Here is a 25,301-nt window from a genome sequence, read left to right on the forward strand (position 1 = left end):
GCGGTTGCCGCTGATTTGCAAGCCGAACAGACCGGTTGCGTCGACGGCCATATCGGCCGAAACTAGGGTCTCGAAAGAAGAGCGGCGTCGCCGCCGCCCGCATCGCCACCAGTTCCAGGGATCGAACGATGAAGATCATTGCTTGCGGCAGCACGCCGACCGTCATCGCGCCGGAAAAGTACTTCACCGGCCGGGTGCTGCAGACGCCGATCATCGAGAAGGAGGCTCCGGCACGGCTGCGGGCGACATTGGTCAGCTTCGAACCGGGCGCGCGGACCCACTGGCACACGCATCCGCTTGGCCAGACGCTGTACGTCACGTCGGGCGCCGGCCTCGCCCAGACCTGGGGCGGTCTCATCCAGGAGATCAGGGCAGGGGACGTCATCTCGTTCGCGCCAGGCGAAAAGCACTGGCATGGCGCCGGGCCGAAAACGGCCATGACGCATATAGCCATGCAGGAAGCGCTCGAGGGCGTGCATGCCGACTGGCTGGAAGCGGTGACGCCGGCCCAATATGGCGGCTGAGTACCGTGTCGAGCCTATCTAAAAACCCGGCGTTTGGCCGGGTTTTGTTTTCACGATCAGGTCAGTGATGCCGTAAAGCGCTGGATGCGCGTGCACGCCTCCTCCAGCAGCGTCTCCGACGTGGCGTAGGAGATGCGGAAGTTCGGACCGAGGCCGAAGGCCGAACCGAATACCACCGCCACGCCCTCGGCCTCGAGCAGCTCCGAGCAGAAGGCCTCGTCAGTGTCGATCACCTTGCCGGCCTTGGTCTTCTTGCCGATCAGCTGGGCGCAGGACGGATAGACGTAGAAGGCGCCTTCCGGCGACGGACAAGAGATGCCGCGCGCCTGGTTGAGCATCGAGACGACGAGATCGCGGCGCCCCTGGAAGATCGCCTTGTTCTTGGCGATGAAGTCCTGCGGGCCGTTCAGCGCTTCGACCGAGGCCCATTGCGCGATGGTGCAGGCGCCCGACGTCTGCTGGCCCTGGATCATGTCCATCGCCTTGATCAGCTGGACGGGACCCGCGGCGTAGCCAATGCGCCAGCCGGTCATGGCATAGGCTTTCGACACGCCGTTCATGGTCAGCGTGCGCTCATAGAGCTTCGGCTCGACCTCGGCGATGGTCTTGAAGACGAAGTCGCCGTAGGTCAGATGCTCGTACATGTCGTCGGTCAGCGTCCAGACATGCGGATGCCTGAGCAGCACGTCGGCGAGCGACCGAAGCTCGGCCTCGGTGTAGGCGGCGCCCGACGGGTTCGACGGCGAGTTCATCAGCAGCCACTTTGTGCGCGGCGTGATCGCCTTTTCCAGCACTTCTGCCGTCAACTTGAAGCCGTTGTCGATCGAAGTGTCGGCGAACACCGAAGTGCCGCCGCAGATCGCCACCATCTCGGGATAGCTGACCCAATAGGGGCGTGGGATGATGACCTCGTCGCCGGGATTCAGCGTCGCCATGAAGGCGTTGAACAGGATCTGCTTGCCGCCAGTGCCAACGATGGTCTGTTCGGGCTTGTAGTCGAGATTGTTCTCGCGCTTCAATTTCTTCGCGATCGCTTCGCGCAGCGGCACGATGCCCGACACCGGCGGATATTTGGTCTCACCACGGCGGATCGCCTCGATCGCCGCATTCTTGATGTTGTCGGGCGTATCGAAATCCGGTTCGCCGGCACCCAGGCCGATGACGTCGCGGCCGGCATTTTTCAGCTCGCGGGCTTTCTGCGTCACCGCGATGGTGGCGGAAGGCTTCACGCGTGAAAGGGTGTCGGCAAGGAAGGCCATGACCTTTTTCTCTCCAGAAAGGATCAGCGCGGCCAGGAGCGGCCGCGGCGCTTCTCATGTCGCATCATTCCCGTGAGTGCAAGCATTGTCGGCTGGGCCAGTGCCGCAAGGAGGTCAATGAGCCGTGATCGACAACAGAAAGTTCATTAACGGGCGGTAGAGGCTTGCGTGGCAGGATCGCAACCCAATTGCGCCAGTTCGCGGAGCGAGGAACCTTGTCGCGCAGCATCGGGCTTGCCCATATCATCCGTCATGATGACGGCACCTCGTCAGGTGTCTGGGGCATTTATACGCTGCAAAGCGCCTTCCAGCCGATCTTCGCCTTCAGGGAAGGCAAGCTGTCGGTTGCCGCCTTCGAGGGCTTGATCCGGCCGTTCCGCGACGGCGAGCCGCAATCGCCAATGAGCTTCTTCAGCACCTGCCCGACCGCCGACCGGCTTCATGTCGAGGCGCTGACCAGGACGCTGCATCTGCTGAATGCCGGCGCCTGCCTGCCGCAGGAAGCGTCGATCTTCGTCAATTTCGATCCGTCGGTGTTCACCGAGCGCGCCGTTGCCGACAATGCCTTGCGCGAAATGCGCCTGGTGCTGCACGAGGCCGGCATCGATCCGGGCCGTGTCGTGTGCGAGGTGACCGAGCAGCGTCCAGCCTCGCAGGAGACCCTGCACGGTTTCGTCGCGGCGTTGAAGGGCAACGGCTTTCGCATTGCCGTCGATGACTATGGCGCCGACGATTCCGACATCAACCGCATCAAGGAGTTGAAACCCGACATCGTCAAGTTCGATGCCCACTGGATCACGCAGTTGATGGAGTCCGGCGCCGGCTTCGCGCTGCTGACGTCCATGGTGAAAAGCTTCGAGGCACAAGGCATCCGCACCGTGTTCGAGGGCATCGAGGAAGGCTGGCAGCTGGAGCTGGCCGAGAAATCCGGGGCTTCGATGGTCCAGGGTTTCGTGCTGGCACGGCCGGAACTGGCGCCGACCAGCTTCCGCGTCTTCGGCGAGGACGGGCCGTCGCCTGCCGCCGACAGTGCATCTTCCGTCCCGGCAGCCGCGCCGCATACCGCGCGGGCGGCGAAAGCCTTTGGGCGCAGGGGCACACGATGAGGCCCGAGCGGCGGCGCGATGTCGGCGATGCGATCTTCATGGACGAGGTCGGTATCGAATATGGCGTTTATGGCGACTTCCGCCTGCGCAGCGCCTACCAGCCGATCTTCGCGCCGCGCGGCCGCTTCCTGCACGCAATCGCGGTCGAGGGCCTGATAGAGCCGCATCGCGCCGGCCGGCCGGGCGCCGCACGGGCGTTCTTCGAAGGCGTCGCGGCCGAGGACCGGCTGTTCGTCGAAACCATGTGCCGCGTGCTGCATCTCAGGAACTTCCGCAACATCGGCGTCGACGGGCTCGATCTGTTCTTCAACTACAATCCATTGGTCAACGCCCATCGGGGCCGGGCCTTGGCCGAAATCCGGCTGATGAGCAGGCATCTCGGCGAGCTCGGCCTGGCCCCCGGCATGCTGGTCTGCGAAATCACCGAACAGGCGGCCGACGACACGCTGCTGGCCAGGCTGGTGCGCGAGATGCGCCGCGACGGCATCCGCATCGCCATCGACGATTTCGGCACCGGCCACTCGACCGAGGAGCGGGTCAGCCTGCTCAAGCCCGATATCGTCAAGATCGACGGTGGCTGGTTCGCGCAATTCTGCCGCCACGCCGCCGCCGAGCGGTTCTTCCGCCCGCTGGTCTCCAGCCTGCACGACCGCGGCGCCAAGGTCCTGGTCGAGGGCATCGAACAGCCCACCCATCTGCGCGTCGCGCTCGATGGCGGCGTCGACCTGCTGCAAGGTTTTCTACTCGCCCGGCCGGCGCTGGCCGGGGTGATCTTCGACGAGCGACCGCTCGCCATCGACGCGCTGCTGGGCAGGGACAGCAAGGTGGTGCCGCTGTTCGGGTAGCGCCGTGTGCTACACATCAGCGGCGCTGATCGTCGCGCCAAAACTAATCATTGGTGAGGACGGCGCGGCTACGATAATCGCGTCTGCACATGGCAGCGCTCGGGGGACCAGCGATGATACTTTACAGCATGATCGACAGCGGCAACTGCTACAAGCCGCGCCTGCTGATGGCCAAGCTCGGCCTCCCTTTCACCACTGTCGAGGTGAGTTCGCACACGGGCGATACGCGAAAAGCGGATTTCGTCGCCAAGAATCCGAACGCCATGGTGCCGCTGCTGGAGCTCGACGACGGAAGGCGGATCGCTGAATCCAACGCCATCCTGCTCTACCTCGCGGAGGGCACGCGCTTCCTGCCCGCGGACAAGTATGAGCGCGGGCTCGCCTATCAATGGCTGTTCTTCGAACAGTACAGCCACGAGCCCTATATCGCCGTGCGCAAGGCGCTGCTGACCTTTCCCGAAAGGGCCAAGGACGCGACGCCGGAGCGGCTGGCGGTGACACTGGAGCGCGGCAACAAGGCGCTCGGTGTCATGAATAAATACATGGAGAACAACGCGTTCTTCGCCGGAAACGCCTACAGCGTCGCCGACATCGCGCTCTACGCTTATACGCATACGGCGGAGCAGGGCGGCTTCCAGCTCGACGCCTATCCGGCGGTGGCTGCGTGGCTTGACCGCGTGGTGGCGGATCCGGGGCACGTCTCTATGGAGTGGGTAGGGTAATTTTATCCTCAACCTCGCCACCGCCCCGCGGCTCTTTTGGGCGAGGCGCGCCAAACAGGCGCGAGGCCCGGCCGCCCATCGTCCGGGAAGCTGCGCGAGAGCTATTTCAACAGATGGTCGTAGTCGGCATAGGGTGCCGATCCAGAACCAGATCACATCTTCATTGTTGCGTATGGCAACAGCCGGTAGTTTCGTCGACCCGCGCCGACCAATAGCAACCGACCTGCTTGAAATGTAAGGAGGGATGAAAAGGATCGGAACGCAGTCTGAGAAAACTCCTGTCCGCCTTTGCTTTGATCGACGATGACAGTTTTTTATAAGCCTTCCAGAATGATGGAGAGGCGCCGTGATTCACAGAGGGCGAGTCCGGCCGGCGCGATGGTCAGCCAATGCCTGTTCGGCAAGCTTGTCCAATCGCCCCGCCCTCACGTCGGTCTCGATCTGCCGATCCCACAGGTCCGCCTGGAGCGCCTCGAACCATGCGGCAAACGCCTTCAGCTCCTCGGGGCTCAGTTCGGTGATGGACTTTTCGATTTGCTCAAGCTTGGTCATGGCCGGATAATACCACTCTAGTGGTACCACAGGTGGGACTCCAGGTTCGGCTTTACATGCCTGGAATCCAGGCAAATAAAAAGGCGGGACAATGCCCGCCTTCCCATTTCGGTAGCCTGATCGGGAGCGTCCGGTCCGGGCTGGCAGCTATCTGCTGATCCGGCTTGTCGGGTCTTTCCGCTCCGGCGCGCTTCTCGCGCGACCGTCAGTACATCCGTGACTTGCCGCGCGCCCCGGGCTGTCGCCCGGCGCGCGCCATTTTCAAAATCAGGCTGCCTTGCTCAGAGATCCAGCGGACGACTTGCCAGTGCGGCGGTCCTGCTCGATCTCGAAGTTGATCTTCTGGCCTTCGACCAGGGTCGACAGTCCAGCGCGCTCGACAGCGGAGATGTGGACGAAAACGTCCGCGCCGCCCGCGTCAGGCTGGATGAAGCCGAAGCCCTTGGTGGCGTTGAACCACTTGACCGTTCCAGTTGCCATAAAAATAGTCCTTCACATTTGCTTTGGTTTGACCGAACCGAGGTCCAGCCGGTGTGCATCGAGATTTTGGAGATAGACGTCAGCAAACGCGAAGATCGCGAGGCCCGGATCGATCGGCCGAAATATCAATGGGGTTGATATAGGCTGCTTTCGCACGAAATACAAGACTGCGTGAGAAAGCCGTGATCGAGGGACCGCCCAACGGCCGCCCCAATCCGGTGAAACCGTTGCGTCAGATGGCGCTGTCCGTGAGCCGCGCATCAGGGGAGAGGACCATGAAGACCATTCTGCTGGCAGCATGCCTGACGCTGATTGCCGCCGAGGCGCAGGCGATCTCGCGCTACGATCCGACGCGGATGGAGTGTGGCCGCGTGCAGGCGACGATCGCGCGGCAGGGCGCCGTCATCCTGCGTTACCAGTCGAGGCGGGTACCGGGACTGCCACTCTACGACCGCTACGTGCAGAGCCAGCAATTCTGCACCATGGGCGAGGTGAGGACACGCGCCTATGTGCCGAGCGCCGATACGAAATCCTGCCTGGTCTACAATTGCAAGCGACCGGACAACGACCGGCGTTTCCGCCGGCGGTTTTTTCATAACGACTAGGCCATAGCCTGGCGCGGCTGCTATCGCGTCAAAATCCGAACGAGACCTGCGCTGGCGGCGGCGGGCCGACGCGCACGCCTTCCATGGCCAGCATCTTTTCCTTGGTGGTCGAGCCGCCGGGCGCGGAGAAGCCGCCGATCTTGCCGCCGGCGGCGACGATGCGGTGACACGGAATGACCAGAGGCACCGGATTGGCGCCAAGCGCGGCACCCGTTTCGCGCGGCAGGCCGGCATGGCCGGCGCGCTTGGCCAGTTCGCCATAGGTGGTGGTTTCGCCATAGGCTAGCTTTCGCGCCGCGCCATAGATGGCGAGGCGGAAATCGTCGATGCCGTCGAGATCGACCGGCACGGAGGAGAAATCGACGTCCTCGCCTGCCGCATAGGCCTTGATCGAGGCGATCAGCTCGACCACCCACGGCGGCTGCACGGTAGCGGCCGAAACGCCGGCATGGCGCAGCAGCCGCCGTTCCACTGCCTCGCGGCTGCGTTCGGAAAGGCAGAGCCGGATCAGGCCTTTTTCGCTCCAGGCAATGCCCATGAAGCCGATCACTGTTTCTAACACTGCGTGGCCGGCTGTGATCTGCGACGGCGTTTGCATGGCGTGCTCCTTTCGCAAAATGGCCAGAAACCGGCATTCATGCCGGTACATATCAGGAACAATATGGCATTTCGGCCCGAGTCTCGCCACCCGAAAACCACCTGAGCGCCCCGATTGCTCGCCAGGAATCGCTGGTGTAAGGGATTTCTTAACATCCGACGAACCGGACCCGAACGCGGCTTGCCAGCAAAACAAACCCTTATCGCGCTCGGCGTGATCGCGGCCATGGCCTGCGTCAGCGGTTGCACGTCGACATCGCAGATGAAATCCGCGTCTTCCCTGACCGAAACAGCGACCGTCGCCGGCACCGATGCCGGCTTCACCATACCGTTGCCGGAGACGGTTTCGGTGCTGCCGGAATCGTCGGGGATTACGCCCGTTCAAACCGCTGAGTTGTCCGCCGGCCCGACCACACAGGCGGCCGCGGCAACCGCGGCCTTTGCCGGAGCGACCCCAACCGCACCGGCCGTGCCGGCGGTGATGACCGCTAATGCCTGGCAGGCGCCGCCGCCGGCTGGCGCCGGCGCACCAATCAAGGCGGCAGCCACCTACGCCACCGCCGGGCTCATCGTGCCGGCGATCGCCAGGAACGATCAGAAAGCCATGCCCGGCGTGCAGCAGGCGGCCTATGTTGTGCCGCAGAATCCGGCTGCCCTCGTCCAGTTTCCTGCCGCTCCGGTGCAGGAAGAGCATGCGACCGGCGTGCGCGGCGATATCGACCGGCTGATCGTAAAATACGCCGCGTTTTATCAGGTGCCGGTCGACCTTGTGCGCCATGTCGTCAACCGCGAAAGCACCTTCAATCCCAAGGCCTACAACAACGGCCATTGGGGGCTGATGCAGATCAAGCACGCGACGGCGCGCGGCATGGGCTATGACGGACCGGCCAGGGGCCTGTTCGATGCCGAAACCAACCTGAAATACGCCGTCAAATACCTGCGTGGCGCCTGGCTGGTGTCGGACGGCAACGCCAAGCGCGCCGACTGGCTCTATCAGACCGGCTACTATTTCGACGCCAAGCGCAAAGGCCTGCTCGAGGCGACCGGCCTCGGCGTCGACCGCAAGCGGCGCCGCCTGCTGCCCGACGCCTGAGCGAAATGCCCGAACCGCGCCCGCCGGCTCCGAACGACATCCGGCTGCGCAAGATCCTCGACGAGACGCTGGTTCCCGCGCACTGGTCGGATGGCTTTGTCATGCGCACCCTCGAGCCCGGCGATGCGCCGGCCTTGCATGCGCTGCTGACCGAAGTGTTCGACGATGGCGCCGACGGCCCGTTCGACGAATGGTGGCCACGCATCTCAGGCGACCCCGAATTCGACCCTGCGCTCTGTTTCCTCGTCATCGACGCCAAGGGCCTGCTGGTGGCGGCGGGCCTGTGCTGGACGAGCGCCTTCGTCAGGGATCTCGCCGTGCATCCGCAGGCGCGCGGCAGGGGCATCGGCGAGGCGCTGATGTGGCACGCCTTCGCCGTCTTTCGCGAACGCGGCGCAGACCATGTCGACCTCAAGACCAACACGGTGGAAAACGCCGCCGCTGTCAGGCTCTATCAGCGGCTTGGGATGAGCCCTGTTGCCTGGGAAGGCTGAGGCCGCGGCCCGGGCCACCGCCGCTCGTCGGCCTGGCTCGGGAACCCAGAGCGCCGCTCCGCATTCAAAGAGTGGTGGAGGGTCCGACGAGCTTCCGGAGCCTCGAAGGCTTGCGTCGCCGTTCCGAAAGGAGATCCTCCGCCGCCATGAGGCTCTTTCACGCATTTGCCACGTTGGTCGCTGCAGCGATGATTGCGGCTGTGCCTGCGCGAGCCGTCGAATTGTCGATCGTATCGGGCGACACAGGAATCGGCATCAAGGTGCTGCGTGAAATCCTCGACCGCTATGAGAAGGACAGCGGCAACAAGGTCAGCATCGTCGTCATGCCGGCATCCGGGACCGACCAGTTCGGCCAGTACAGGCTGTGGCTTGCCGCCGGCAATAGCGATATCGACGTCTACCAGACCGATGTGATCTGGGCGCCGCAGCTCGCCAGCCAGCTTGTCGACCTGACCGCGGCGACCAAGGATGTCGTCGGCGCCCATTTCCCCTCGATCATCCAGTCGCAGACCGTCAACGGAAGGCTGGTGGCGCTGCCGATCTTCACCGATGCGCCGGCGCTCTATTACCGCAAGGACCTGCTCGACAAATACGGCGCCCAGGTGCCTGCCACCTGGAAGCAGCTGGCCGACACCGCCAGGCTGGTCATGGACAAGGAACGGGCTGCCGGCAACAAGGATATCTGGGGCTTCGTCTTCCAGGGCAATGCCTATGAGGGGCTGACCTGCGACGCGCTGGAATGGGTGATGTCGAACGGCGGTGGCCAGATCATCGAGCCGGACGGCACCATCTCGATCAATAATCCAAAAGCGGCGGCAGCGCTCGACATGGCCAAAGGCTGGGTCGGAACCATCGCGCCACCCGGCGTGCTGGCCTATCAGGAAGAGGAATCGCGCGGCGTGTGGCAGACCGGCAATGCGGTCTTCATGCGCAACTGGCCCTACGCCTATGCACTCGGCAATTCCGAAGGCTCGCCGATCAAGGGCAAGTTCGACGTAGCGCCGCTGCCGGCCGGCACCGGCGAAGGCGCGCGTCCGGCGGCGGTGCTGGGTGGCTGGAATCTTGCCGTGTCCAAATATTCCAGGCACCCGGACGCGGCGATCGGGCTCGTCAAATTCATCGCCTCGCCCGCGATGCAGAAATACCGCGCGCTGAGGAACTCCAGCCTGCCGACCATCCAGGCGCTCTATGACGATACCGACATCGCCAGACAACAGCCGATCGTTCCGCGCTGGAAGCAGATCTTCCTCAATGCGGTGCCGCGTCCCTCGGCCGCGGCCAGGATCAAGTACAACGAGGCGTCGAGCCAATTCTGGAACGCCGTCCACAAGACGCTGTCGGGCGATGGCGCCGCGGGCGACAATCTGGCCGACCTCGAAGCCATGCTGACCAGGCTGAAGGGGCGTGGCTGGTGACGCCACAACGCGCCTCCATGTCCCGCCCGGCGCGAGGGATGACAGAAGCGGAGCCGAGGACTGAAGCCGTCGCGACCCGCCGCCCGCGCTCGCGGCTGATGCGCCAGCGCGTGCGTTCGGCCTGGCTGTTCCTGGCGCCGATGCTCCTGGTGCTCGCCGCCGCTGCCGGCTGGCCGCTCGCCCGCACCATCTATTTCAGCTTCACCGACGCTTCGCTGGCCGACCTCGACGCCCGCCAGTGGGCAGGCTTCGCCAATTACTTCTCGGTGCTGCGCATGCCGAGCGGCCGGGTGCTCTATGATGGCGTGCTGGCCGACCCGGTGTGGTGGAGCGCCGTCTGGAACACGGTGCGTTTCGCGGCCATTTCGGTGACCTGCGAGACGATCCTCGGCATGATCGTCGCGCTGGTGCTCAATGCCGAATTCCCGGGCCGCGGCATCGTCAGGGCGGCGATCCTCATCCCCTGGGCGATCCCGACCATCGTCTCGGCCAAGATGTGGCAGTGGATGCTCAACGACCAGTTCGGCATCATCAATGTGGTTCTGCTCAATCTCGGCCTGATCGACACCAAGATCGCCTGGACGGCCAACGCCGACACGGCGATGGCGGCCGTGCTGGTCGTCGACATCTGGAAGACGACGCCGTTCATGGCGCTGCTCATCCTTGCCGCGCTGCAGATGCTGCCGCGCGAGATCATCGAGGTCGCGAGGCTCGACGGCGCCAATCCGTGGCAGATATTCTGGCGGGTGACCTTGCCGCTGATCCGCCCTGCGGTGATGGTGGCGGTGATCTTCCGCGCGCTCGATGCGCTGCGCATCTTCGACCTGATCTATGTGCTGACGCCCAACAACGTGCACACCAAGTCGATGTCGGTGTTCGCGCGCGAGAACCTGTTCGAGTTCGACAAATTCGCCTACGGCTCGGCCGCTTCGACGCTGCTGTTCCTCATTCTTGCGCTTCTCACCATGGCCTATATCCGGATCGGCGGGGTCAGCCTCGAGGGCGGGCGCTGAGATGTGGATCCTGAAGCGGACGGCTTTCTACCTGCTGGTCGCGGCCATCGTGCTGGTCGCGGTATTCCCCTTCTATTACGCCATCGTCACCAGCCTGAAATCGGGCACCGAACTGTTCCAGGCCGACCTCTGGCCGAAGACGTTCAGCCTCGGCAATTATCGCAACGTGCTGACCGAAGGCGCCTTCGCACGCAACCTGATCAACTCACTGGTGGTCTCCGGCGCGGTCGTCGCGCTCTCGCTGTTCCTCGGCGTCACCGCGGCCTACGCGCTGGCGCGCATCCGTTTTCGCGGCCGCTCAGCGCTACTATTCGCCATCCTGTCGGTATCGATGTTCCCGCAGGTGGCGGTGCTGGCCGGACTGTTCGAACTGGTGCGGATGTTCGGCCTCTACAATTCGCTTCTCGCGCTGATCTTCTCCTACATGATCTTCACCTTGCCGTTCACCGTCTGGGTGCTCACCGCCTTCGTGCGCGACCTGCCGGTCGAGGTCGAGGAGGCGGCGATCCTTGACGGCGCGACGCCGTGGATCATCATCACGCGCATCTTCCTGCCGCTGATGTGGCCGGCGCTGGCGACCACCGGGCTTTTGGCGTTCATCGGCGCGTGGAACGAGTTCCTGTTTGCGCTCACCTTCACCTCCAACAACGCCCAGCGCACCGTGCCGGTGGCGATCGCGCTGCTGTCGGGCAATTCGCAGTTCGAGATCCCGTGGGGCAACATCATGGCCGCATCGGTGATCGTCACCGTGCCGCTGGTGCTGCTGGTGCTGATTTTCCAGCGCAAGATCGTCTCAGGCCTGACCGCCGGCGGCGTGAAGGGGTGAGGGGAAAATTGTCGGAACCGGCCGCAGCGGCGCGTCCTTAGGTCTTAGAGCAACCGCGCCGGGACGCCGGCGCTGTGACCCAAGGAGCCGATCATGATCACCTTCCCCAACGAATCCGCCAGATACCGCGCCGCCCGCGAAAAGCTGCTGAAGAAGGAAATCGCGCTGCGCCGCGCCATGGAGGATGTGGCCGTGGCACGCCGCGCGTTGCCGCCGGGCGGGCTGGTGCCACAGGATTACGTGTTCGATGGGCTGGATGCCGAGGGCAGGGCGGCCGAGATAAAGCTGTCGGAACTCTTCGCGCCCGGCAAGGACACGCTGATCCTCTACCAGATGATGTTTCCGCGCCATCCGCAGGAGACGCGCGACGTGGCAATGACGGGCGGCACGGCGAAGCTGGCGCGGCCGGACCAGCCATGCCCATCCTGCACGGCGCTGCTCGACCAGTTCGACGGCGCGGTCGGCCATCTTCAGGCGGCCGGCTTCAACTTTGCCGTGGTGGCGAAAACCGTTCTCGAAAATCTCGTTACGCTCGGCCGCGACCGTGGCTGGCAGAACATGCGGCTGGTGTCGTCGGCCTCCAACAGCTTCAAGCGCGACTACAACGCCGAGGATGCCGACGGTGCGCAGATCCCGCTGCTCTCGGTGTTCCACCGCGACGCTGACGGCATCAGGCATTTCTGGTCGTCCGAACTCGGCTTCGCGCCGCCCGAACCCGGCCAGGACCCGCGCGCCATCGGCACCTGCGAGATCCTGTGGAACCTGATGGATTTCACCCCGGAGGGCCGGCCGAACTGGCACGAGCAGCTGCAATATGGCGAGGCATGCTGCCATTGACGGCAAGGTGCTTTGCGCAACTTCCGTGCATCTGCGGCGTTGGAATCCCGAGGGAACCATTCCGATCGGAGATTGCAGATGAAAACGCTTCTGACCATGACCGCCGCGGCCTTGCTCGCCGCCGCGCCCGCCGCGCTTGCCCAATCCACCGCCCAAACGACGCCGCTGGCGGCCGACAGCAAGGTCGACACGCAGACCTTCATCAAGACGGTGCCCGGCGCCAACGAGTTCGAGATCCAGTCGAGCAAGCTCGCCGAGCAGAAATCGGCGTCGGCCGACGTCAAGGCCTTCGCCAAACAGATGATCGAGGACCACACGAAGGCCGGCGAGGACTTCAAGGCGGCACTCGCGCAGGGCCAGACCACCGCCTCGACCAAGCCGGCCGGCCCGGCGCTTCAGCCGAAAGAACAGGGCCAGCTCGACGAACTCAAGGCCGCCAGCGGCAAGGACTTCGACACCAAATACATCATGATGCAGACAGCAGCTCACAAGGACGCCGTCGCGCTCTTCAGCACCTACGCCCAATCGGGCGACGATCCGGCGATGAAGGAATTCGCCAAGAAGACGCTGCCGACGCTGAAGATGCACGAGAAGCACGTGAAGGAACTGGGGGCCGCGCATCAGGGGTGAGGGCGGTCGAGAGGGAGCTGAACCGCAGACGATAGCACTCTACGGCGCCCCCCTCTGTCCTGCCGGACATCTCCCCCTCTTGGGGGGAGATCGGCAGCTTGGGCGTCGGCGCTCTTTCTGCCCACGCTGAAAATTTGGCGAAAGCATTCGCGACAGCCAATCTCCCCCCCTGAGGGGGAGATGTCCGGCAGGACAGAGGGGGGCGCCGTAGGGCGGCGCGACGGCCAGGGTTCTTCCCATGCCTGCGTGGGACTACACTGCCGCACCACCCACCCGGGGAAGTACCCATGCCCAAACTCGACCTCGCATCCCTGCCCCTCCGCAAGGGCTCGGGCTATCCCGCGCCCTTCGATGGCCCTTGCGCCGGCCGCAGGCGCCGCAGGCTTGGCGATGCCGGCGGGCTCACCGATTTCGGCGTCAACCTGATGACATTGCCGCCCGGCGGCTGGTCCAGCCAGCGCCACTGGCACAGCCATGAGGACGAGTTCGTCTATGTGCTGGAAGGCGAACTGACGCTGGTCGAGGATGGCGGCGAGACGCTGCTCAGCGCCGGCGACTGCGCCACCTTCGCCAAGAACAGCGGCAATGGCCACCATTTGATCAACCGCTCGTCCACGCCGGCGCTCTACCTCGAGGTCGGCTCGCGCAACCCTGACGATGTCATCACCTGCTCCGACATCGACATGATGAGCCCGAGTTCGGACGGACGCTTCCTGCACAAGGACGGCACGCCTTATCCGGGGCAAGGGTGAAGGCTGGACAACGCGTCGGCGCCAGCCCCCTCTCCGTCCCGGCTTCGCCGGGCCACCTCTCCCCCACCTTGTGGGGGCGAGGAACCCAAGCGTTCCGGTGTCGCGACCTCAGTGATTGGCTTTTCCTCGCCCCCATGAAATGGGGGAGAGGTGGCCCGGCGAAGCCGGGACGGAGAGGGGGAGCGCCCTACGAGATTTCGCAGGCGAGGGACGAGTTCCGGCTCTGGACTGCGGGTCGGCGCTGGCGTTCCCCGGCCGGCACTATAAGCTCCCCCAAACCCAGGGAGCATCACCATGAAAAAAGAAATCATCGAAGTGCCCGTCATGTCGGACAAGGTGCGGGCGCTCGGCCTGCCCTGTTCGACGGCGGTGAAGGCCAACGGATTCGTGTTCATCTCGGCGACGCCGCCGGTGGACATGGTGACCGGCGAGATGGTGCGCGGCGACATCGAGGTGCAGACCGAGGCGTCGCTCAAGGCGCTGAAACACTGCCTGGAAGCGGCCGGCACCTCGCTGGACAATGTCGTGATGGTGCGCATCTACGCCGTCAATTCCGGCTTCTACAACGCGATTAACCGGGTTTATGCCAGGTACTTCTCGACCAACCCGCCGGCGCGGAGTTTCGTGCCGGTGGCTTCGTGGCCGATGGAGTTTGACATCGAGATTGAGTGTGTGGCGGTGGCGTGAGTGGGCTCCAATGGCCTGCATCCAAGTGAAGAGTAACCCCACTCCTCTACCTCGCCAAGGGGGAGAGGCTTTCTCTGTCACAGATACAGCAGATTCTAGATACGCTCGGTCAATGGTCGAAGCAAATTGAAGGTGTTTCTAAAACGAACCGGAATAAACGTTTGCAAAGAACAGTGTCGATTCGTCTGCCGACTATTTGATAGCGCTTAAGAATCCGAGGAGAAAGTGACCTTTGATTTCTCGTGGGTGTCATCGTCTCGGAATTTTTCACTGATTGGCTGTCGCCTTAAGCAAAATACTCCTGCAGCGGCCTCACTTCCAGGCTCCCCGCCTTCAGCGCCGCGATCGCCTCCGCCACAGCCGCCGCGCCTGACAGCGTCGTATAATACGGCACCTTCTGCATCAGGGTCGCGCGGCGCAGCGACTTGGAGTCCGACACCGCCTTCTGGCCATCCGTCGTGTTGAAGACGATCTGCACCTGGCGGTTGCGGATGGCGTCCTCGATGTGGGGGCGGCCTTCCAGAACCTTGTTGATCTTTTCGGCGACGACGCCGTTTTCGGCGAGGAAGCGGGCGGTGCCTGAGGTGGCCATCACCTTGAAGCCGAGGCCGGCAAGGCGCTTGACCGCGGGCAATATGCCTTTCTTGTCCTCGTCGCGTACCGAGACAAACAGCGTGCCGGAGCGGGGCAGGTCGACGCCGGCCCCTAACTGGCTCTTGGCGAAGGCGAGGGCAAAATCGCGGTCGAGGCCCATGACCTCGCCGGTCGAGCGCATTTCCGGCCCGAGCAGGATGTCGACGCCGGGGAAGCGGGCGAAGGGGAAGACGGCTTCCTTGACCGCGATGTGGCCAGGATTGCGTGGGTCGGGCATGGCGCCGTAATGGACGAAGGCGTCTTCCAGGCTCTCACCGGCCATGATACGGGCGGCGATCTTGGCGATGGGGCGGCCGATGGTCTTGGCGACGAAAGGCACGGTGCGCGACGCGCGCGGATTGACCTCCAGCACGTACACTGTGCCGTCCTTGATCGCGTATTGCACGTTCATCAGGCCGCCGACATTGAGCGCGCGGGCAAGCGCTGCCGTCTGGCGCTCCAGCTCGTCAACCAGCTCGGAAGGCAGCGAGTGAACGGGGAGCGAGCAGGCCGAGTCGCCCGAATGGATGCCGGCCTCCTCGATGTGCTCGAGAATGCCCGAGACGAAGGTCGCCTTGCCGTCGCAGAGGCAGTCGACATCGACCTCGATGGCGCCACTGAGATAGGTGTCGAACAGCAACGGGTTCTTGCCCAGCAGCGTGTTGATCTGGCCGGTCTTGTCGTTGGGGTATTTCTGCTTGATGTCCTCCGGCACCAGGCCGGGCACGGTGTCGAGCAGATAGGATTGCAGCATGCCCTCGTCATGGATGATCTGCATGGCGCGGCCGCCCAGCACATAGGAGGGGCGCACCACCAGGGGGAAGCCGAGCTCGCCGGCGACGAGGCGGGCCTGCTCGACCGAATAGGCAATGCCGTTCTTCGGCTGGCTGAGATTGAGCTTGTGCAAGAGCTTCTGGAAGCGGTCGCGGTCCTCCGCCAGATCGATCATGTCGGGCGAGGTGCCGAGGATCGGGATGCCGGCCTTCTCCAGCGCATCGGCGAGCTTCAGCGGCGTCTGGCCGCCGAATTGGACGATGACGCCGACCAGCTCGCCCGAGGCCTGCTCGGCGCGCAGGATCTCCAGCACGTCCTCCGCCGTCAGGGGATCGAAATAGAGCCGGTCCGACGTGTCGTAGTCGGTCGACACGGTCTCCGGGTTGCAGTTGATCATGATCGCTTCATAGCCGGCGTCGCGCAGCGCAAACGCCGCGTGGCAGCAGCAATAGTCGAATTCGATGCCCTGGCCGATGCGGTTCGGACCGCCGCCGAGGATAACCACCTTCTTGCGCGACGACACCTGCGCCTCGTTGGCGAGCGCGCCGGCGAAGGGCACTTCATAAGTGGAGTACATGTAGGCGGTGGGCGACGCGAACTCGGCCGCACAGGTGTCGATGCGTTTATAAACCGGATGAACGTCGAGCTTTTCGCGAATCTTCTGAACGACTTCCACGTCGCTCTTCGTCAGCGACGCGAGGCGGGCATCCGAAAAACCCATGGCCTTCAGCATGCGCAGATTGGCGGCGTCCTCAGGCAGACCGTGCTCGCGGATGCGGGCTTCCATGGCCAGGATGCCGGCGATCTGCTCGAGGAACCACGGATCGATCTTGCACATTGCGTGCACGTCTTCGAGCGAGGTGCCCATGCGGATCGCCTGCGCCACCATGCGCAGCCGGTCGGGCGTCGGCGTGCCCAAGGCGGCGCGGATCGCGTTGCGGTCGTCGGCGCTGTTGGCGGAGCCAAGGCCGGGGATCTCGATCTCGTCGAGGCCGGTGAGGCCGGTCTCCAGGCCACGCAAAGCCTTCTGCAGGGATTCCTGGAAGGTGCGGCCGATAGCCATGACTTCGCCGACCGACTTCATGGCGGTGGTCAGCACCGGCTCCGCGCCGGGGAATTTTTCGAACGCAAAGCGCGGGATTTTCGTGACGACGTAATCGATGCTCGGTTCGAACGAGGCGGGCGTGGCGCCGCCGGTAATGTCATTCTCGAGCTCGTCCAGCGTGTAGCCGACGGCAAGCTTGGCGGCGATCTTGGCGATGGGGAAGCCGGTCGCCTTGGAGGCCAGCGCGGAGGAGCGGGAGACGCGCGGGTTCATCTCGATGACCACGAGCCGGCCATCGGCCGGGTTGACGGCGAACTGCACGTTGGAGCCGCCGGTCTCGACGCCGATCTCGCGCAGCACCGCGATCGAGGCGTTGCGCATCATCTGGTATTCCTTGTCGGTCAGGGTCAGCGCCGGGGCGACGGTGATCGAATCGCCCGTGTGCACGCCCATCGGATCGATGTTCTCGATGGAGCAGACGATGATGCAATTGTCCGCTCTGTCGCGGACGACCTCCATCTCGTACTCCTTCCAGCCGAGCACGCTCTCCTCGATCAGCACTTCGGTGGTCGGCGAGGCGTCGAGGCCGGACTGGACGATGTCGAAGAATTCGGCCCTGTTGTAGGCGATGCCGCCGCCGGTCCCGCCCATGGTGAAGGAGGGGCGGATGATGGCGGGCAGGCCGACATGGTCGAGCGCCTGGGCGGCGATCGCCATGGCGTGGCTGATGTAGCGCTGCTTGCGGTCGCCTTCGCCGAGGTTCCAGCTTGTCTCCAGCGCGTCGAGCGCGGCGTCGAGGTTGTCGGGCTTTTCGGCCTTCAGTGCCGCGCGCTCGGCCTCATGCGTCTTGCGGTCGGCGTTCTTGACGTCGGTGGCGTTGGCCAGCATCGACTTCGGCGTTTCCAGGCCGATCTTCTTCATCGCCTCGCGGAACAGCGCCCGGTCCTCGGCCTTGTCGATGGCCGTGGCGTCGGCGCCGATCATCTCGACATTATAGCGCTCCAGCACGCCCATGCGGCGCAGCGAGAGCGCGGTGTTGAGCGCGGTCTGGCCGCCCATGGTCGGCAGCAGCGCGTCGGGTCGCTCCTTGGCGATGATCTTGGCCACGACTTCGGGGGTGATCGGCTCGATATAGGTGGCGTCGGCCAGTTCCGGGTCGGTCATGATGGTGGCCGGGTTGGAATTGACCAGGATGACGCGGAAACCCTCTTCCTTCAGCGCCTTGCAGGCCTGCGTGCCGGAATAGTCGAATTCGCAGGCCTGGCCGATGACGATGGGGCCGGCCCCGATGATCAGGATCGACTTGATGTCGGTGCGTCTTGGCATCTTTATGAATTCCGTTCGGCGAGCGGCTTGCACGAAAAACCGGGACGGGAGACCCGGCCGGTTGTGCTTGCGATTCTGGTATCAGGCTAGGAGGGCCTTATAGGGAAGAGTTTTGCCTGATGTAACCCCGAAAATGAGGGCAGTAGGGCAGTAGGGCAGTAGGGCAGTAGGGCAGTAGGGCAGTAGGGCAGTAGGGCAGTAGGGCAGTAGGGCAGTCACTCCAGGCACTTCACATATTGCCTTACTGCCCTACTGCCCTATTGCCTTCCAAACTAATCCCCAAACGCCACCGCGTCCGTAATCTCGAATCGCTCCGAGATGCCGACGCGGATCATGCTGAGGCTGCCTTCGCGGGTGAAGCGGAAATCGCTGTCGCCGTCGGAACCTGCGGGCAGGCCGCCGTAGAAGGAGATGACGCGGCTGCCGCCGTCCGGCCAGGTCACGGTGACGTCGGCCTTGTCGCTGCCCTTGTGCTCGACGCTTGCCGCGCAAAGGGTCATCGGCTGGCCAACATTGCGCGCACAGGGAATTTCAATGGCGGCGCCTCCGGCGCTGGCCTCCGCCTGAGGCGGATTCTCCCCAGTGGGCGGCGGTTCATTCGCCACCAGCGCCAGGCCGTAAGCATCCTGCATGGCAACTGCCGCCGCGGATTTCGGCGTGGTTGCAGCCGCGTTGTCGGCTCCGCCCAGCCTCGCCGTCAGGTCGGGCGGCAACGCGGGCGGCGGAGCGGCTGTCGGGCCGGCCGTTGCGTCGAGCGCCTGGCCTCCATCCGCCTGATCCGGATCGGGCGGCGAAGCCGGATTGACGGGGTTCAGGTAGCGGGCAGGGGTCCAGCCGCTGATTTTCGGGTTCTCGGCCTCGACCTTGCACCATTGCCGGCCGTCTACGTCGATGCAGCCGAGATTGTTCACGCTGGCGCCGTTGGCCAGCCGCGCCTCGGTCTTGCCGATCGGCGACGGATGGGCGCGGACGTTGAGGAGATCGTCGGGAGCGAGGCCGGTGACGATGGAGATGAACGGCCCATCCTCGGCATGGGCCACCGTCAGAAGCACAGGAGCGGCGATCAGCGCGAAGAGCGTCGTTCGGAGCGTAGACCAGCGCTTCATCACTTCGCCGTGGCCGATAGATTGCATTACCAAAGGCACCGCCAGATACGAAACGCCGCCACACGCGAAGCCGATTTTATAGGCGACGACGCTGCGCCCTGTCCAGAAGCGAGATTTTCTTCCGGCAGAGACGGAGCTGCGTGAAGGGGATCATCGGGAGCGAGGAGCGAGTTCAGCCGGGCATGCGCTTGCTCGCGGCATGAATGCAAAGAGCATTCAGCCGGGCACGAATGCGAAGAGCATTCAGCCGGGCACGAATGCAAAAAGCATTCAGCCGGGCATGAAGCCGGTTCGCAGCGCATGGGCCCATTCGGGCCGTCCCGCCTGTTCGGCCTGGCTGGCGGCCGCCTCGTGATCGTAGTCGACGGCGATGGCCTCGAAACGGTCGGGTCGGCCGGGCTCGTCTGAAGTGACGATGCCGTAGCGCGCATGCGGCGCGCCCTGCTCGGAGAAATGCGCCGGCGGCGTCGAGTCTTCATAGGCGGGACAGCCGACGCTGCCCGGGTTGAAGATCACCGGACCGCCGGGCAAGCGGATCAGTTCGGCCCGGTGGCTATGGCCGCACAGGGCCAGGCGGCAGGCCGGATCGAGCGCCTTCAACCGCCGCCGGATCGCCGCCAGCGGCGCGCGCACCAGCCGGCCCTCGGTGATCGTATCGAGCAGGTACTTCTCGTCGTGATCGGGCCTGGCATGGAAAGCGATCACGCCGGGCGCGATCTCCAGCGTCAGAGGCTGGGCGAACAGCACCTCGCGCTGCGCCCCCGTCAGTCGTTCCTGCGCGTAGATGTCGGAGGCCCACATGGTCTCATCGGCCGGATCGGCGGCGACGCGGCGGTCATGGTTGCCGCGCACGGTCGGCAGGTCCAGCGCTTCCAGCCGCGCGAACGTCTCGCGCGGCCAGAGCGGACCCGAAACGCTGTCGCCGAGATTGACCGTGATGTCCGCGCCGCCGCGCCGCTCGAGGTCGGCGAGCACGGCGTCAAGCGCCAGCACATTGCCGTGGATATCGGCGAGGACAGCAATGCGCATGGGAACTCCGGTTGTGAGGCAGCGTTTCCTCTCCCCACTACCGTGGGGGCGAGAACCCAGATCCCGCGAGTCAGGCCGTCACTTCGATATCATGGCCGCCGACCGCCGGCAGCGCCGGATCGTCGCCTGCGGCGGCAATAATGCTGTCGAGCAGGCCGGGGAAGCGGGCATCGAGATCGGCGCGGCGCAGCGTAATCATGCGGTTGGTGCCGGCCACTTCTGCGCGGGTCACGCCGGCCTCGCGCAGCTTTGCCAGGTGGTAGCTCAGATTGGTCTTCGAGGCGAGATCGAGGAATTTGCTGCAGTTTAGCGGCACGCCTTCCTTGCTGGCGAGATAACGCACGATCGCCAGCCGCGTCGGGTCGCCGAGCACGGCGAGCACGATCGGCAGGCTGATCTGGTCCGTATTGGGATGTGGCAGGCTCATGGTTGCAACCTAAGCACAGTTCCGGCCGATTTCAACGCACCCGCTCCGCGTCTGCCGTGCACCCCGCTCTCCCTTTCACGACCGTGCTGACACAGGGCTGTCAGGATGGTTGTGCTATTTTTCCCTGGCTTCATTGACATCCTGCCGGGTTATGTCCAATTGTTCAATAACTTTTGAACTAAGGACACATCGCCATGGACAAGCGGATTTTCTGGCTTGCGCTCGGATCGTTTGCGATCTCGACCGAAGGCTTCGTCATCTCCAGCCTTCTGCCCGACATCGCCAGGGATGCCGGCATCTCCGTTCCGCTCGCCGGCACGCTGATCACCGCCTTCGCGCTCGCCTATGCGGTCGGCACGCCGATCCTGGCGACGCTGACCGGCGAATGGGACCGGCGCCGCGTCATCCTGTGGACGCTGGTGTTCTTCGTCATCGGCAATGTTGCCGCGGCCTTGAGTTCCTCCTTCGAAGTGCTGCTCGCCGCGCGCATCATCATGGCGCTGTCGTCTGGCCTGTTCGCGGCGACCGCGCAAGGCACGGCGGTGGCGCTGGTCGATGATCATCACCGGGCCCGCGCCATTGCCGTCGTCGTCGGCGGCACCACGGTGGCGGTGGCGGTGGGCGCCCCGCTCGGTGCGCTGGTCGCGGCGATAGCCGGCTGGCGCGGCACGTTCTATGCCATCGCAGGCCTCGGCGCGCTCGCCGGTGCCATCCTCTGGTACCGGCTGCCGCGCGGCATCATCGGCACCAAGCTGCCGCTGAAGCGTCGGCTGGCGGCGGCAATGCGTCCCGGCGTGATGCCGATCCTGGTGACGACCACACTTGCCCTCATCGGCGCCTTCACCGTGTTCAGCTTCATCGCGCCGCTGGCCATCGAAGCCAGCGGGCTCTCCCCGATAGCGCTGCCCGGCATGCTGCTCGCCTTCGGCGTCGGCGCCGTCATCGGCAACATCGCCGGCGGCCAGGCCGCAGACCGCTTCGGCGCTACGCGCACCGTCGGCTGGTCGCTGGCGCTGAGCGCTGCCATGCTCGTCACCTTCTCGCTGATCCCGGCCTTTCTGCCGCATCATCTCGCCGGGCCGGCGCTGATGGGCATGATGGTGCCATGGGGCATCGTCGGCTGGGCCTTCCCGCCGGCGCAGGCGAGCCGCATCATCAAGCTCGCCCCGGACGCTGCCCCGATCGTGCTGTCGCTCAACGCCTCCGCGCTCTACCTCGGCGTGGCGCTCGGCGCGGTGGTTGGCGGCGCCGTGCTGCGCTATGGCGGTCCGGCCGATCTGGGCCTCATCGCGGCCGTCTTCCCCGTCGTCGGGCTCGGCATCGTGCTGGCCGGCCGGATGCTGGCGCGGCCGGTCGCCATGCCGGCGGAGTAGAGGGCGCCGAGCTTTTCGTCACTGGTTCTTACGCGGCCGCTTCAACTGGAGGGAGCGGCCGCCGGCGTTTCGAGGTCCAGAGAGGCCACATCATCCAGCGTCGCACGCAGCTTCGCGGCTTGCTCCGCGCCGATCATCTCCTCGAAGCGCTGCTGGGCGACACTCCACAGCCTGATCGCCTCTTCGAGCTTGGCCTGGCCGTGCGGCGTCAGCCGGACGCGCTTGACGCGGCGATCGTCCTTATCGGGGAAAGTTTCGACATAGCCGTCGCGGACCAGCGGCTTCAGCGTATGGCCGAGCGCCGAGAGATCCATGATCAGCGCCTCGGCAACGGTCCCCATCGCCGGTTCGCTGCTGGCACTGATCTGAAAGAGCAGGCCAAATTGCGTGCCTTTCAGCCCGGAAGGCGCAAGCGCGTCGTCGTAGAAGCGGCCGAGCCTGCGCGCGGTGCGCCGCAAGGTGGCATTGTTGCATCGGCTGAATCCCGGTTGCTGAAGATCGGTCATGTCAACTCCTCGCTGGCAAAGCCTGTGCCAGCCTGCCGCAGAAATAGTTTTCGCGGCCGCCGTTGACAAGATAGTGGCATATACCTACTTCGCCGAAAGTGGCATATGCCACCAATTGACGATCGAGAAGCTCGGCAGCCGGCGCATCCGTCGAAGCCGAACCAGAGCGAAGAGCGCGAAAGGAACAGGACAATGAGCAAGAATGAGAACAAGGGCACCGCCGTCATCACCGGCGCTTCCTCCGGCATCGGCGCTGTCTATGCCGACCGGCTGGCGGGGCAGGGCTATGACCTGGTGCTGGTGGCGCGCCGCGCGGACCGGCTCGAGGAATTGGCTGAAAGGCTGCGATATGCCTACAGCCGCAAGGTCAGCGTGATCAGTGCCGATCTGGCCGACGACGATGATGTGCGGCGGGTGGAGCGGACGGTGTCGACGGATGACAGCGTCACGCTGTTGGTCAACAATGCCGGGCTTGGTGGTGCGCAGGTGGTTGCGACGGCGGACGCCGATGCGGCTGAACGCATGATCAAGGTCAATGTGATCGCCCTGACGCGGTTGACGCGTGCTGTGCTGCCGGGATTTCTCGCGCGCAACCGCGGCGCTATCGTCAACATCGCCTCGGTGCTGGCCTTTGACACCTCGTTCGGCGGCATCTACAGCGGCACCAAGGCCTATGTCGTCAACTTCACCGAAGCCCTGCAGCGCGAGGTTGCCGGCACCCATGTCCAGGCGCAGGTGGTGCTGCCGGGGGCGACCCGGACCGATTTCTGGGAAGTCGCGGGAAGCGATATCGACCAGCTTCCGAAGGAAATCATCATGACCGCCGACGATATGGTCGATGCTGCCCTTGTCGGCCTGGCCAGGGGCGAAGCCGTCACCGTGCCCGCGCTTGCCGATACGGCCAAGCTGGACGCCTTCCTTGGCGCCCGGCAGACCTTCTACGGCAGCCTGCACGCCGACAAGCCAGCCGCACGCTACGCGGCTTGACAGGATTCGGGTTCCTCGCCTCGCCTTGCGGGGGCGAGGAACCCAGGTTCTGCAGGCCCATTTTACGCCTGCCGCCACATCGGAATGATCGATGCCGCCAGCACCAGGCCGAGCAGGATATTGAGCGCGCGCCATTGCTGCTCGGTCTTCAGCAGCCGGGCGAGCAGCATGCCGGCCACACACCATAGCGACAGCGAGAAGGCGGCGGTGAGGCCGAAGGTGGAGCCGAGCAGCAGGGCCAGCCGCGCCGGCCCGTCGGCGAGTGCGGCGAAGGATGCCGCGGCTCCAAGCCCCATCGCCCAGCCCTTGGGGTTCAGCCACTGAATGCCGGCACCGCCGAGAAAACTGTTCGGTTTGATCATCGTCACATCGAGCTTGGGGGCCCCCGCACGGCCGATCTTGAGCGCCAGCCAGACGAGGTAGAGCGAGCCGGCGATCTTCATGGCAAGCTGCAAGGACGGCATGGCGAGAAGCAGGCCGGCCAGCCCGGCGGCCGCCGCCCCGGTGACGGTGGCCAAGCCGGCCGCGCTGCCGACCACCAGCGGGATGGAGCGGCGAAAGCCGAACTGCGCGCCCGACGCCGTCGACAAGGTGGTGGCGATGCCGGGCGTGCTGGTCGCCACCAGGGCGAACAGGATCAGGGGGATGACGGGTTGGAGCATGCGGCGTCCTCAGTCGGAGCCCCCATGGTAGATGCAGCCGAATATCAGTAAATGCAATATTTGCGATGACGGGCATTAGCATCTATAATGCAGGCATGATCCGCAACCTCGATACGACGCTCATGCGCACCTTCGTCACCGTCGCCGACAAGGCCAGCATGACGGCGGCGGCCAATGCGCTGCACCTGACGCAAGGCGCCGTCAGCCAGCAAGTCCGGCGGCTGGAGGAGGCGCTCGGCCGCAGCCTGTTCGAGCGCGACCGGCGCGGCTTGCGGCTGACCTCTTCCGGCGAGCGGCTGTTCGGCAAGGCAAAGCGGCTGCTCAGCCTCAACGACGAGATCTGGGCCGAAATGGCTGCCAATGTCGTGGCCGGCCAGGTACGGTTCGGCGTGCCTTACGACCTTGTCGGCACGACGCTGGCGCCGGTGCTGAAAGCCTATGCGCAAACCTATCCGCAGGTCGAGATATCGCTGGTCTGCGCCTCCTCACCGGAATTGGCCGCGGCGCTCGCGGCCGGCACTATCGACCTGGCGGTCATCGAGGAGCGGGTGGGGGCATCGGATGGCGAGTGCCTCGCCATCGATCGGCTGGTGTGGGTCGGCGCCAAGGGCGGTGTCGCGCGCGCCAAGCGCCCCCTGCCGGTCTCGATGGTCGCCGACAGCTGCGCCTTCCGGCCGGTGGTGCTTTCGGCGCTCCACGAGCATGGGCTGGAATGGCGCACCGTGTTCGAGAACGGCAATATCGACGCGACGACCGCAACGGTGCGTTCCGATCTGGCCGTCACCACCTGGCTGGCCTCCACGGTGCCGGCCGATCTCGACATATTGCCGTCCGAGTCCGGCCTGCCGCCGCTGCCGAATTTCTCGATCAACCTGCATCTGCCGAGGCACGGCGTCGGCCCGGCGGCGCAAGCGTTCGCACGGCATATACGCGACGGGCTGGCGCGCCGGCCGCAGGCGGCTTGAGGGAATTTTCAGAACCTGGTTTCCTCTCCTC

Annotated in this window: 27 protein-coding genes; 17 read left to right on the forward strand and 10 right to left on the reverse strand. The window is 64.7% G+C overall.

Annotation, left to right across the window (positions count from 1 at the left end; translation table 11 throughout):
- The first annotated feature begins 128 nt into the window (after positions 1–128).
- The gene (locus LB547_RS08555; RefSeq protein WP_140495951.1) at positions 129–524 is read left to right on the forward strand and encodes a cupin domain-containing protein; all 396 of its coding nucleotides are present in this window, start codon (positions 129–131) and stop codon (positions 522–524) included.
- A gap of 56 nt (positions 525–580) precedes the next feature.
- Here the strand turns inward: LB547_RS08555 and LB547_RS08560 are convergent, their stop codons facing one another.
- Positions 581–1,783: a pyridoxal phosphate-dependent aminotransferase gene (locus LB547_RS08560; RefSeq protein WP_140760403.1), complete on the reverse strand. Its 1,203-nt coding sequence runs from the start codon at positions 1,781–1,783 to the stop codon at positions 581–583.
- A 215-nt stretch (positions 1,784–1,998) separates the two neighbouring features.
- Between LB547_RS08560 and LB547_RS08565 the strand changes: the two genes are divergently transcribed.
- From LB547_RS08565 to LB547_RS08575, 3 genes are all read left to right on the forward strand, one after another.
- A complete protein-coding gene (locus LB547_RS08565) occupies positions 1,999–2,889 on the forward strand; it encodes an EAL domain-containing protein (protein WP_140760417.1) in 891 nt (296 codons plus the stop codon).
- Positions 2,886–3,734, forward strand: coding sequence for an EAL domain-containing protein (locus LB547_RS08570; protein ID WP_140495948.1), 849 nt, complete (start codon positions 2,886–2,888; stop codon positions 3,732–3,734). Before LB547_RS08565 ends, LB547_RS08570 begins: the two co-directional genes overlap by 4 nt.
- Positions 3,735–3,847: 113 nt before the next feature.
- On the forward strand, positions 3,848–4,456 hold the full coding sequence (locus LB547_RS08575; protein WP_140666127.1) for a glutathione S-transferase family protein: 609 nt from the start codon (positions 3,848–3,850) through the stop codon (positions 4,454–4,456).
- A gap of 351 nt (positions 4,457–4,807) precedes the next feature.
- On the opposite strand, the gene LB547_RS08580 is transcribed toward LB547_RS08575, so the two are convergent.
- Together LB547_RS08580 and LB547_RS08585 are read right to left on the reverse strand one after the other, a co-directional pair.
- On the reverse strand, positions 4,808–5,008 hold the full coding sequence (locus LB547_RS08580; RefSeq protein ID WP_140556015.1) for an iron-containing alcohol dehydrogenase: 201 nt from the start codon (positions 5,006–5,008) through the stop codon (positions 4,808–4,810).
- 267 nt (positions 5,009–5,275) lie between these two features.
- Positions 5,276–5,488, reverse strand: coding sequence for a cold-shock protein (locus LB547_RS08585; protein ID WP_010910991.1), 213 nt, complete (start codon positions 5,486–5,488; stop codon positions 5,276–5,278).
- A gap of 275 nt (positions 5,489–5,763) precedes the next feature.
- On the opposite strand from LB547_RS08585, the gene LB547_RS08590 reads away from it, so the two are divergent.
- The gene (locus LB547_RS08590) at positions 5,764–6,093 is read left to right on the forward strand and encodes a hypothetical protein (protein WP_140760431.1); all 330 of its coding nucleotides are present in this window, start codon (positions 5,764–5,766) and stop codon (positions 6,091–6,093) included.
- Between the two features lie 28 nt (positions 6,094–6,121).
- Here the strand turns inward: LB547_RS08590 and LB547_RS08595 are convergent, their stop codons facing one another.
- Entirely contained in the window at positions 6,122–6,691 is a 570-nt protein-coding gene (locus LB547_RS08595) for a methylated-DNA--[protein]-cysteine S-methyltransferase (protein WP_140760444.1), read from the reverse strand.
- A gap of 180 nt (positions 6,692–6,871) precedes the next feature.
- On the opposite strand from LB547_RS08595, the gene LB547_RS08600 reads away from it, so the two are divergent.
- The 9 genes from LB547_RS08600 (at position 6,872) to LB547_RS08640 (ending at position 14,437) form a co-directional block, all read left to right on the forward strand.
- Positions 6,872–7,783 carry a lytic transglycosylase domain-containing protein gene (locus tag LB547_RS08600; RefSeq protein ID WP_140495943.1) on the forward strand — a complete coding sequence of 304 codons (912 nt, stop codon included), beginning with the start codon at positions 6,872–6,874 and terminating at the stop codon, positions 7,781–7,783.
- Between the two features lie 5 nt (positions 7,784–7,788).
- Positions 7,789–8,277, forward strand: a complete 489-nt coding sequence (locus LB547_RS08605; protein WP_140760457.1) for a GNAT family N-acetyltransferase — start codon at positions 7,789–7,791, stop codon at positions 8,275–8,277.
- Positions 8,278–8,423: 146 nt separating this feature from the next.
- Positions 8,424–9,692, forward strand: a complete 1,269-nt coding sequence (locus tag LB547_RS08610) for an ABC transporter substrate-binding protein (RefSeq protein WP_140760471.1) — start codon at positions 8,424–8,426, stop codon at positions 9,690–9,692.
- 38 nt (positions 9,693–9,730) lie between these two features.
- Positions 9,731–10,705: a carbohydrate ABC transporter permease gene (locus LB547_RS08615; protein WP_140760485.1), complete on the forward strand. Its 975-nt coding sequence runs from the start codon at positions 9,731–9,733 to the stop codon at positions 10,703–10,705.
- A 1-nt stretch (position 10,706) separates the two neighbouring features.
- On the forward strand, positions 10,707–11,531 hold the full coding sequence (locus tag LB547_RS08620; protein ID WP_140582062.1) for a carbohydrate ABC transporter permease: 825 nt from the start codon (positions 10,707–10,709) through the stop codon (positions 11,529–11,531).
- Between the two features lie 93 nt (positions 11,532–11,624).
- Complete coding sequence (locus LB547_RS08625) at positions 11,625–12,368, forward strand: DUF899 family protein (RefSeq protein ID WP_140582059.1); 744 nt, start codon at positions 11,625–11,627, stop codon at positions 12,366–12,368.
- Between the two features lie 78 nt (positions 12,369–12,446).
- Complete coding sequence (locus LB547_RS08630) at positions 12,447–12,998, forward strand: DUF4142 domain-containing protein (protein ID WP_140516783.1); 552 nt, start codon at positions 12,447–12,449, stop codon at positions 12,996–12,998.
- A gap of 287 nt (positions 12,999–13,285) precedes the next feature.
- Positions 13,286–13,750, forward strand: coding sequence for a cupin domain-containing protein (locus LB547_RS08635; protein WP_140556002.1), 465 nt, complete (start codon positions 13,286–13,288; stop codon positions 13,748–13,750).
- Positions 13,751–14,044: 294 nt separating this feature from the next.
- On the forward strand, positions 14,045–14,437 hold the full coding sequence (locus LB547_RS08640; protein ID WP_013530107.1) for a Rid family hydrolase: 393 nt from the start codon (positions 14,045–14,047) through the stop codon (positions 14,435–14,437).
- Between the two features lie 286 nt (positions 14,438–14,723).
- On the opposite strand, the gene carB is transcribed toward LB547_RS08640, so the two are convergent.
- From carB to LB547_RS08660, 4 genes are all read right to left on the reverse strand, one after another.
- Entirely contained in the window at positions 14,724–18,215 is a 3,492-nt protein-coding gene (carB, locus tag LB547_RS08645; RefSeq protein ID WP_140582054.1) for a carbamoyl-phosphate synthase large subunit, read from the reverse strand.
- A 272-nt stretch (positions 18,216–18,487) separates the two neighbouring features.
- Positions 18,488–19,321, reverse strand: coding sequence for an SH3 domain-containing protein (locus tag LB547_RS08650; RefSeq protein ID WP_140760496.1), 834 nt, complete (start codon positions 19,319–19,321; stop codon positions 18,488–18,490).
- Between the two features lie 270 nt (positions 19,322–19,591).
- Entirely contained in the window at positions 19,592–20,350 is a 759-nt protein-coding gene (locus LB547_RS08655; RefSeq protein WP_140524856.1) for a metallophosphoesterase family protein, read from the reverse strand.
- A gap of 70 nt (positions 20,351–20,420) precedes the next feature.
- Positions 20,421–20,777: an ArsR/SmtB family transcription factor gene (locus tag LB547_RS08660; protein ID WP_140495932.1), complete on the reverse strand. Its 357-nt coding sequence runs from the start codon at positions 20,775–20,777 to the stop codon at positions 20,421–20,423.
- A 194-nt stretch (positions 20,778–20,971) separates the two neighbouring features.
- On the opposite strand from LB547_RS08660, the gene LB547_RS08665 reads away from it, so the two are divergent.
- Complete coding sequence (locus LB547_RS08665) at positions 20,972–22,150, forward strand: MFS transporter (RefSeq protein ID WP_140516769.1); 1,179 nt, start codon at positions 20,972–20,974, stop codon at positions 22,148–22,150.
- 41 nt (positions 22,151–22,191) lie between these two features.
- Here LB547_RS08665 and LB547_RS08670 read toward each other — a convergent pair whose 3' ends face one another.
- Positions 22,192–22,656 carry a MarR family winged helix-turn-helix transcriptional regulator gene (locus LB547_RS08670; RefSeq protein ID WP_140495930.1) on the reverse strand — a complete coding sequence of 155 codons (465 nt, stop codon included), beginning with the start codon at positions 22,654–22,656 and terminating at the stop codon, positions 22,192–22,194.
- 192 nt (positions 22,657–22,848) lie between these two features.
- On the opposite strand from LB547_RS08670, the gene LB547_RS08675 reads away from it, so the two are divergent.
- A complete protein-coding gene (locus LB547_RS08675) occupies positions 22,849–23,643 on the forward strand; it encodes an SDR family NAD(P)-dependent oxidoreductase (RefSeq protein ID WP_140760499.1) in 795 nt (264 codons plus the stop codon).
- Positions 23,644–23,705: 62 nt separating this feature from the next.
- Here LB547_RS08675 and LB547_RS08680 read toward each other — a convergent pair whose 3' ends face one another.
- Positions 23,706–24,305, reverse strand: a complete 600-nt coding sequence (locus LB547_RS08680; RefSeq protein ID WP_140495928.1) for a LysE family translocator — start codon at positions 24,303–24,305, stop codon at positions 23,706–23,708.
- A 95-nt stretch (positions 24,306–24,400) separates the two neighbouring features.
- Between LB547_RS08680 and LB547_RS08685 the strand changes: the two genes are divergently transcribed.
- Positions 24,401–25,270 (forward strand): LysR substrate-binding domain-containing protein, encoded by an 870-nt coding sequence (locus LB547_RS08685; RefSeq protein ID WP_140524953.1) that lies wholly within the window; start codon positions 24,401–24,403, stop codon positions 25,268–25,270.
- Positions 25,271–25,301 lie beyond the last annotated feature (31 nt).

It is taken from the genome of Mesorhizobium sp. B264B1B (assembly GCF_020165765.1).
Classification (GTDB): Bacteria; Pseudomonadota; Alphaproteobacteria; order Rhizobiales; family Rhizobiaceae; genus Mesorhizobium.

Excerpts from the sequence above, each read along its gene's own strand:
- LB547_RS08555 (WP_140495951.1), top strand. The coding sequence starts at position 129 with ATGAAGATCATTGCTTGCGGCAGCACGCCGACCGTCATCGCGCCGGAA.
- LB547_RS08560 (WP_140760403.1), bottom strand. The coding sequence starts at position 1,783 with ATGGCCTTCCTTGCCGACACCCTTTCACGCGTGAAGCCTTCCGCCACC.
- LB547_RS08570 (WP_140495948.1), top strand. The coding sequence starts at position 2,886 with ATGAGGCCCGAGCGGCGGCGCGATGTCGGCGATGCGATCTTCATGGAC.
- LB547_RS08575 (WP_140666127.1), top strand. The coding sequence starts at position 3,848 with ATGATACTTTACAGCATGATCGACAGCGGCAACTGCTACAAGCCGCGC.
- LB547_RS08580 (WP_140556015.1), bottom strand. The coding sequence starts at position 5,008 with ATGACCAAGCTTGAGCAAATCGAAAAGTCCATCACCGAACTGAGCCCC.
- LB547_RS08585 (WP_010910991.1), bottom strand. The coding sequence starts at position 5,488 with ATGGCAACTGGAACGGTCAAGTGGTTCAACGCCACCAAGGGCTTCGGC.
- LB547_RS08590 (WP_140760431.1), top strand. The coding sequence starts at position 5,764 with ATGAAGACCATTCTGCTGGCAGCATGCCTGACGCTGATTGCCGCCGAG.
- LB547_RS08595 (WP_140760444.1), bottom strand. The coding sequence starts at position 6,691 with ATGCAAACGCCGTCGCAGATCACAGCCGGCCACGCAGTGTTAGAAACA.
- LB547_RS08605 (WP_140760457.1), top strand. The coding sequence starts at position 7,789 with ATGCCCGAACCGCGCCCGCCGGCTCCGAACGACATCCGGCTGCGCAAG.
- LB547_RS08610 (WP_140760471.1), top strand. The coding sequence starts at position 8,424 with ATGAGGCTCTTTCACGCATTTGCCACGTTGGTCGCTGCAGCGATGATT.
- LB547_RS08615 (WP_140760485.1), top strand. The coding sequence starts at position 9,731 with ATGACAGAAGCGGAGCCGAGGACTGAAGCCGTCGCGACCCGCCGCCCG.
- LB547_RS08620 (WP_140582062.1), top strand. The coding sequence starts at position 10,707 with ATGTGGATCCTGAAGCGGACGGCTTTCTACCTGCTGGTCGCGGCCATC.
- LB547_RS08625 (WP_140582059.1), top strand. The coding sequence starts at position 11,625 with ATGATCACCTTCCCCAACGAATCCGCCAGATACCGCGCCGCCCGCGAA.
- LB547_RS08630 (WP_140516783.1), top strand. The coding sequence starts at position 12,447 with ATGAAAACGCTTCTGACCATGACCGCCGCGGCCTTGCTCGCCGCCGCG.
- LB547_RS08635 (WP_140556002.1), top strand. The coding sequence starts at position 13,286 with ATGCCCAAACTCGACCTCGCATCCCTGCCCCTCCGCAAGGGCTCGGGC.
- LB547_RS08640 (WP_013530107.1), top strand. The coding sequence starts at position 14,045 with ATGAAAAAAGAAATCATCGAAGTGCCCGTCATGTCGGACAAGGTGCGG.
- carB (WP_140582054.1), bottom strand. The coding sequence starts at position 18,215 with ATGCCAAGACGCACCGACATCAAGTCGATCCTGATCATCGGGGCCGGC.
- LB547_RS08650 (WP_140760496.1), bottom strand. The coding sequence starts at position 19,321 with ATGAAGCGCTGGTCTACGCTCCGAACGACGCTCTTCGCGCTGATCGCC.
- LB547_RS08655 (WP_140524856.1), bottom strand. The coding sequence starts at position 20,350 with ATGCGCATTGCTGTCCTCGCCGATATCCACGGCAATGTGCTGGCGCTT.
- LB547_RS08660 (WP_140495932.1), bottom strand. The coding sequence starts at position 20,777 with ATGAGCCTGCCACATCCCAATACGGACCAGATCAGCCTGCCGATCGTG.
- LB547_RS08665 (WP_140516769.1), top strand. The coding sequence starts at position 20,972 with ATGGACAAGCGGATTTTCTGGCTTGCGCTCGGATCGTTTGCGATCTCG.
- LB547_RS08670 (WP_140495930.1), bottom strand. The coding sequence starts at position 22,656 with ATGACCGATCTTCAGCAACCGGGATTCAGCCGATGCAACAATGCCACC.
- LB547_RS08675 (WP_140760499.1), top strand. The coding sequence starts at position 22,849 with ATGAGCAAGAATGAGAACAAGGGCACCGCCGTCATCACCGGCGCTTCC.
- LB547_RS08680 (WP_140495928.1), bottom strand. The coding sequence starts at position 24,305 with ATGCTCCAACCCGTCATCCCCCTGATCCTGTTCGCCCTGGTGGCGACC.
- LB547_RS08685 (WP_140524953.1), top strand. The coding sequence starts at position 24,401 with ATGATCCGCAACCTCGATACGACGCTCATGCGCACCTTCGTCACCGTC.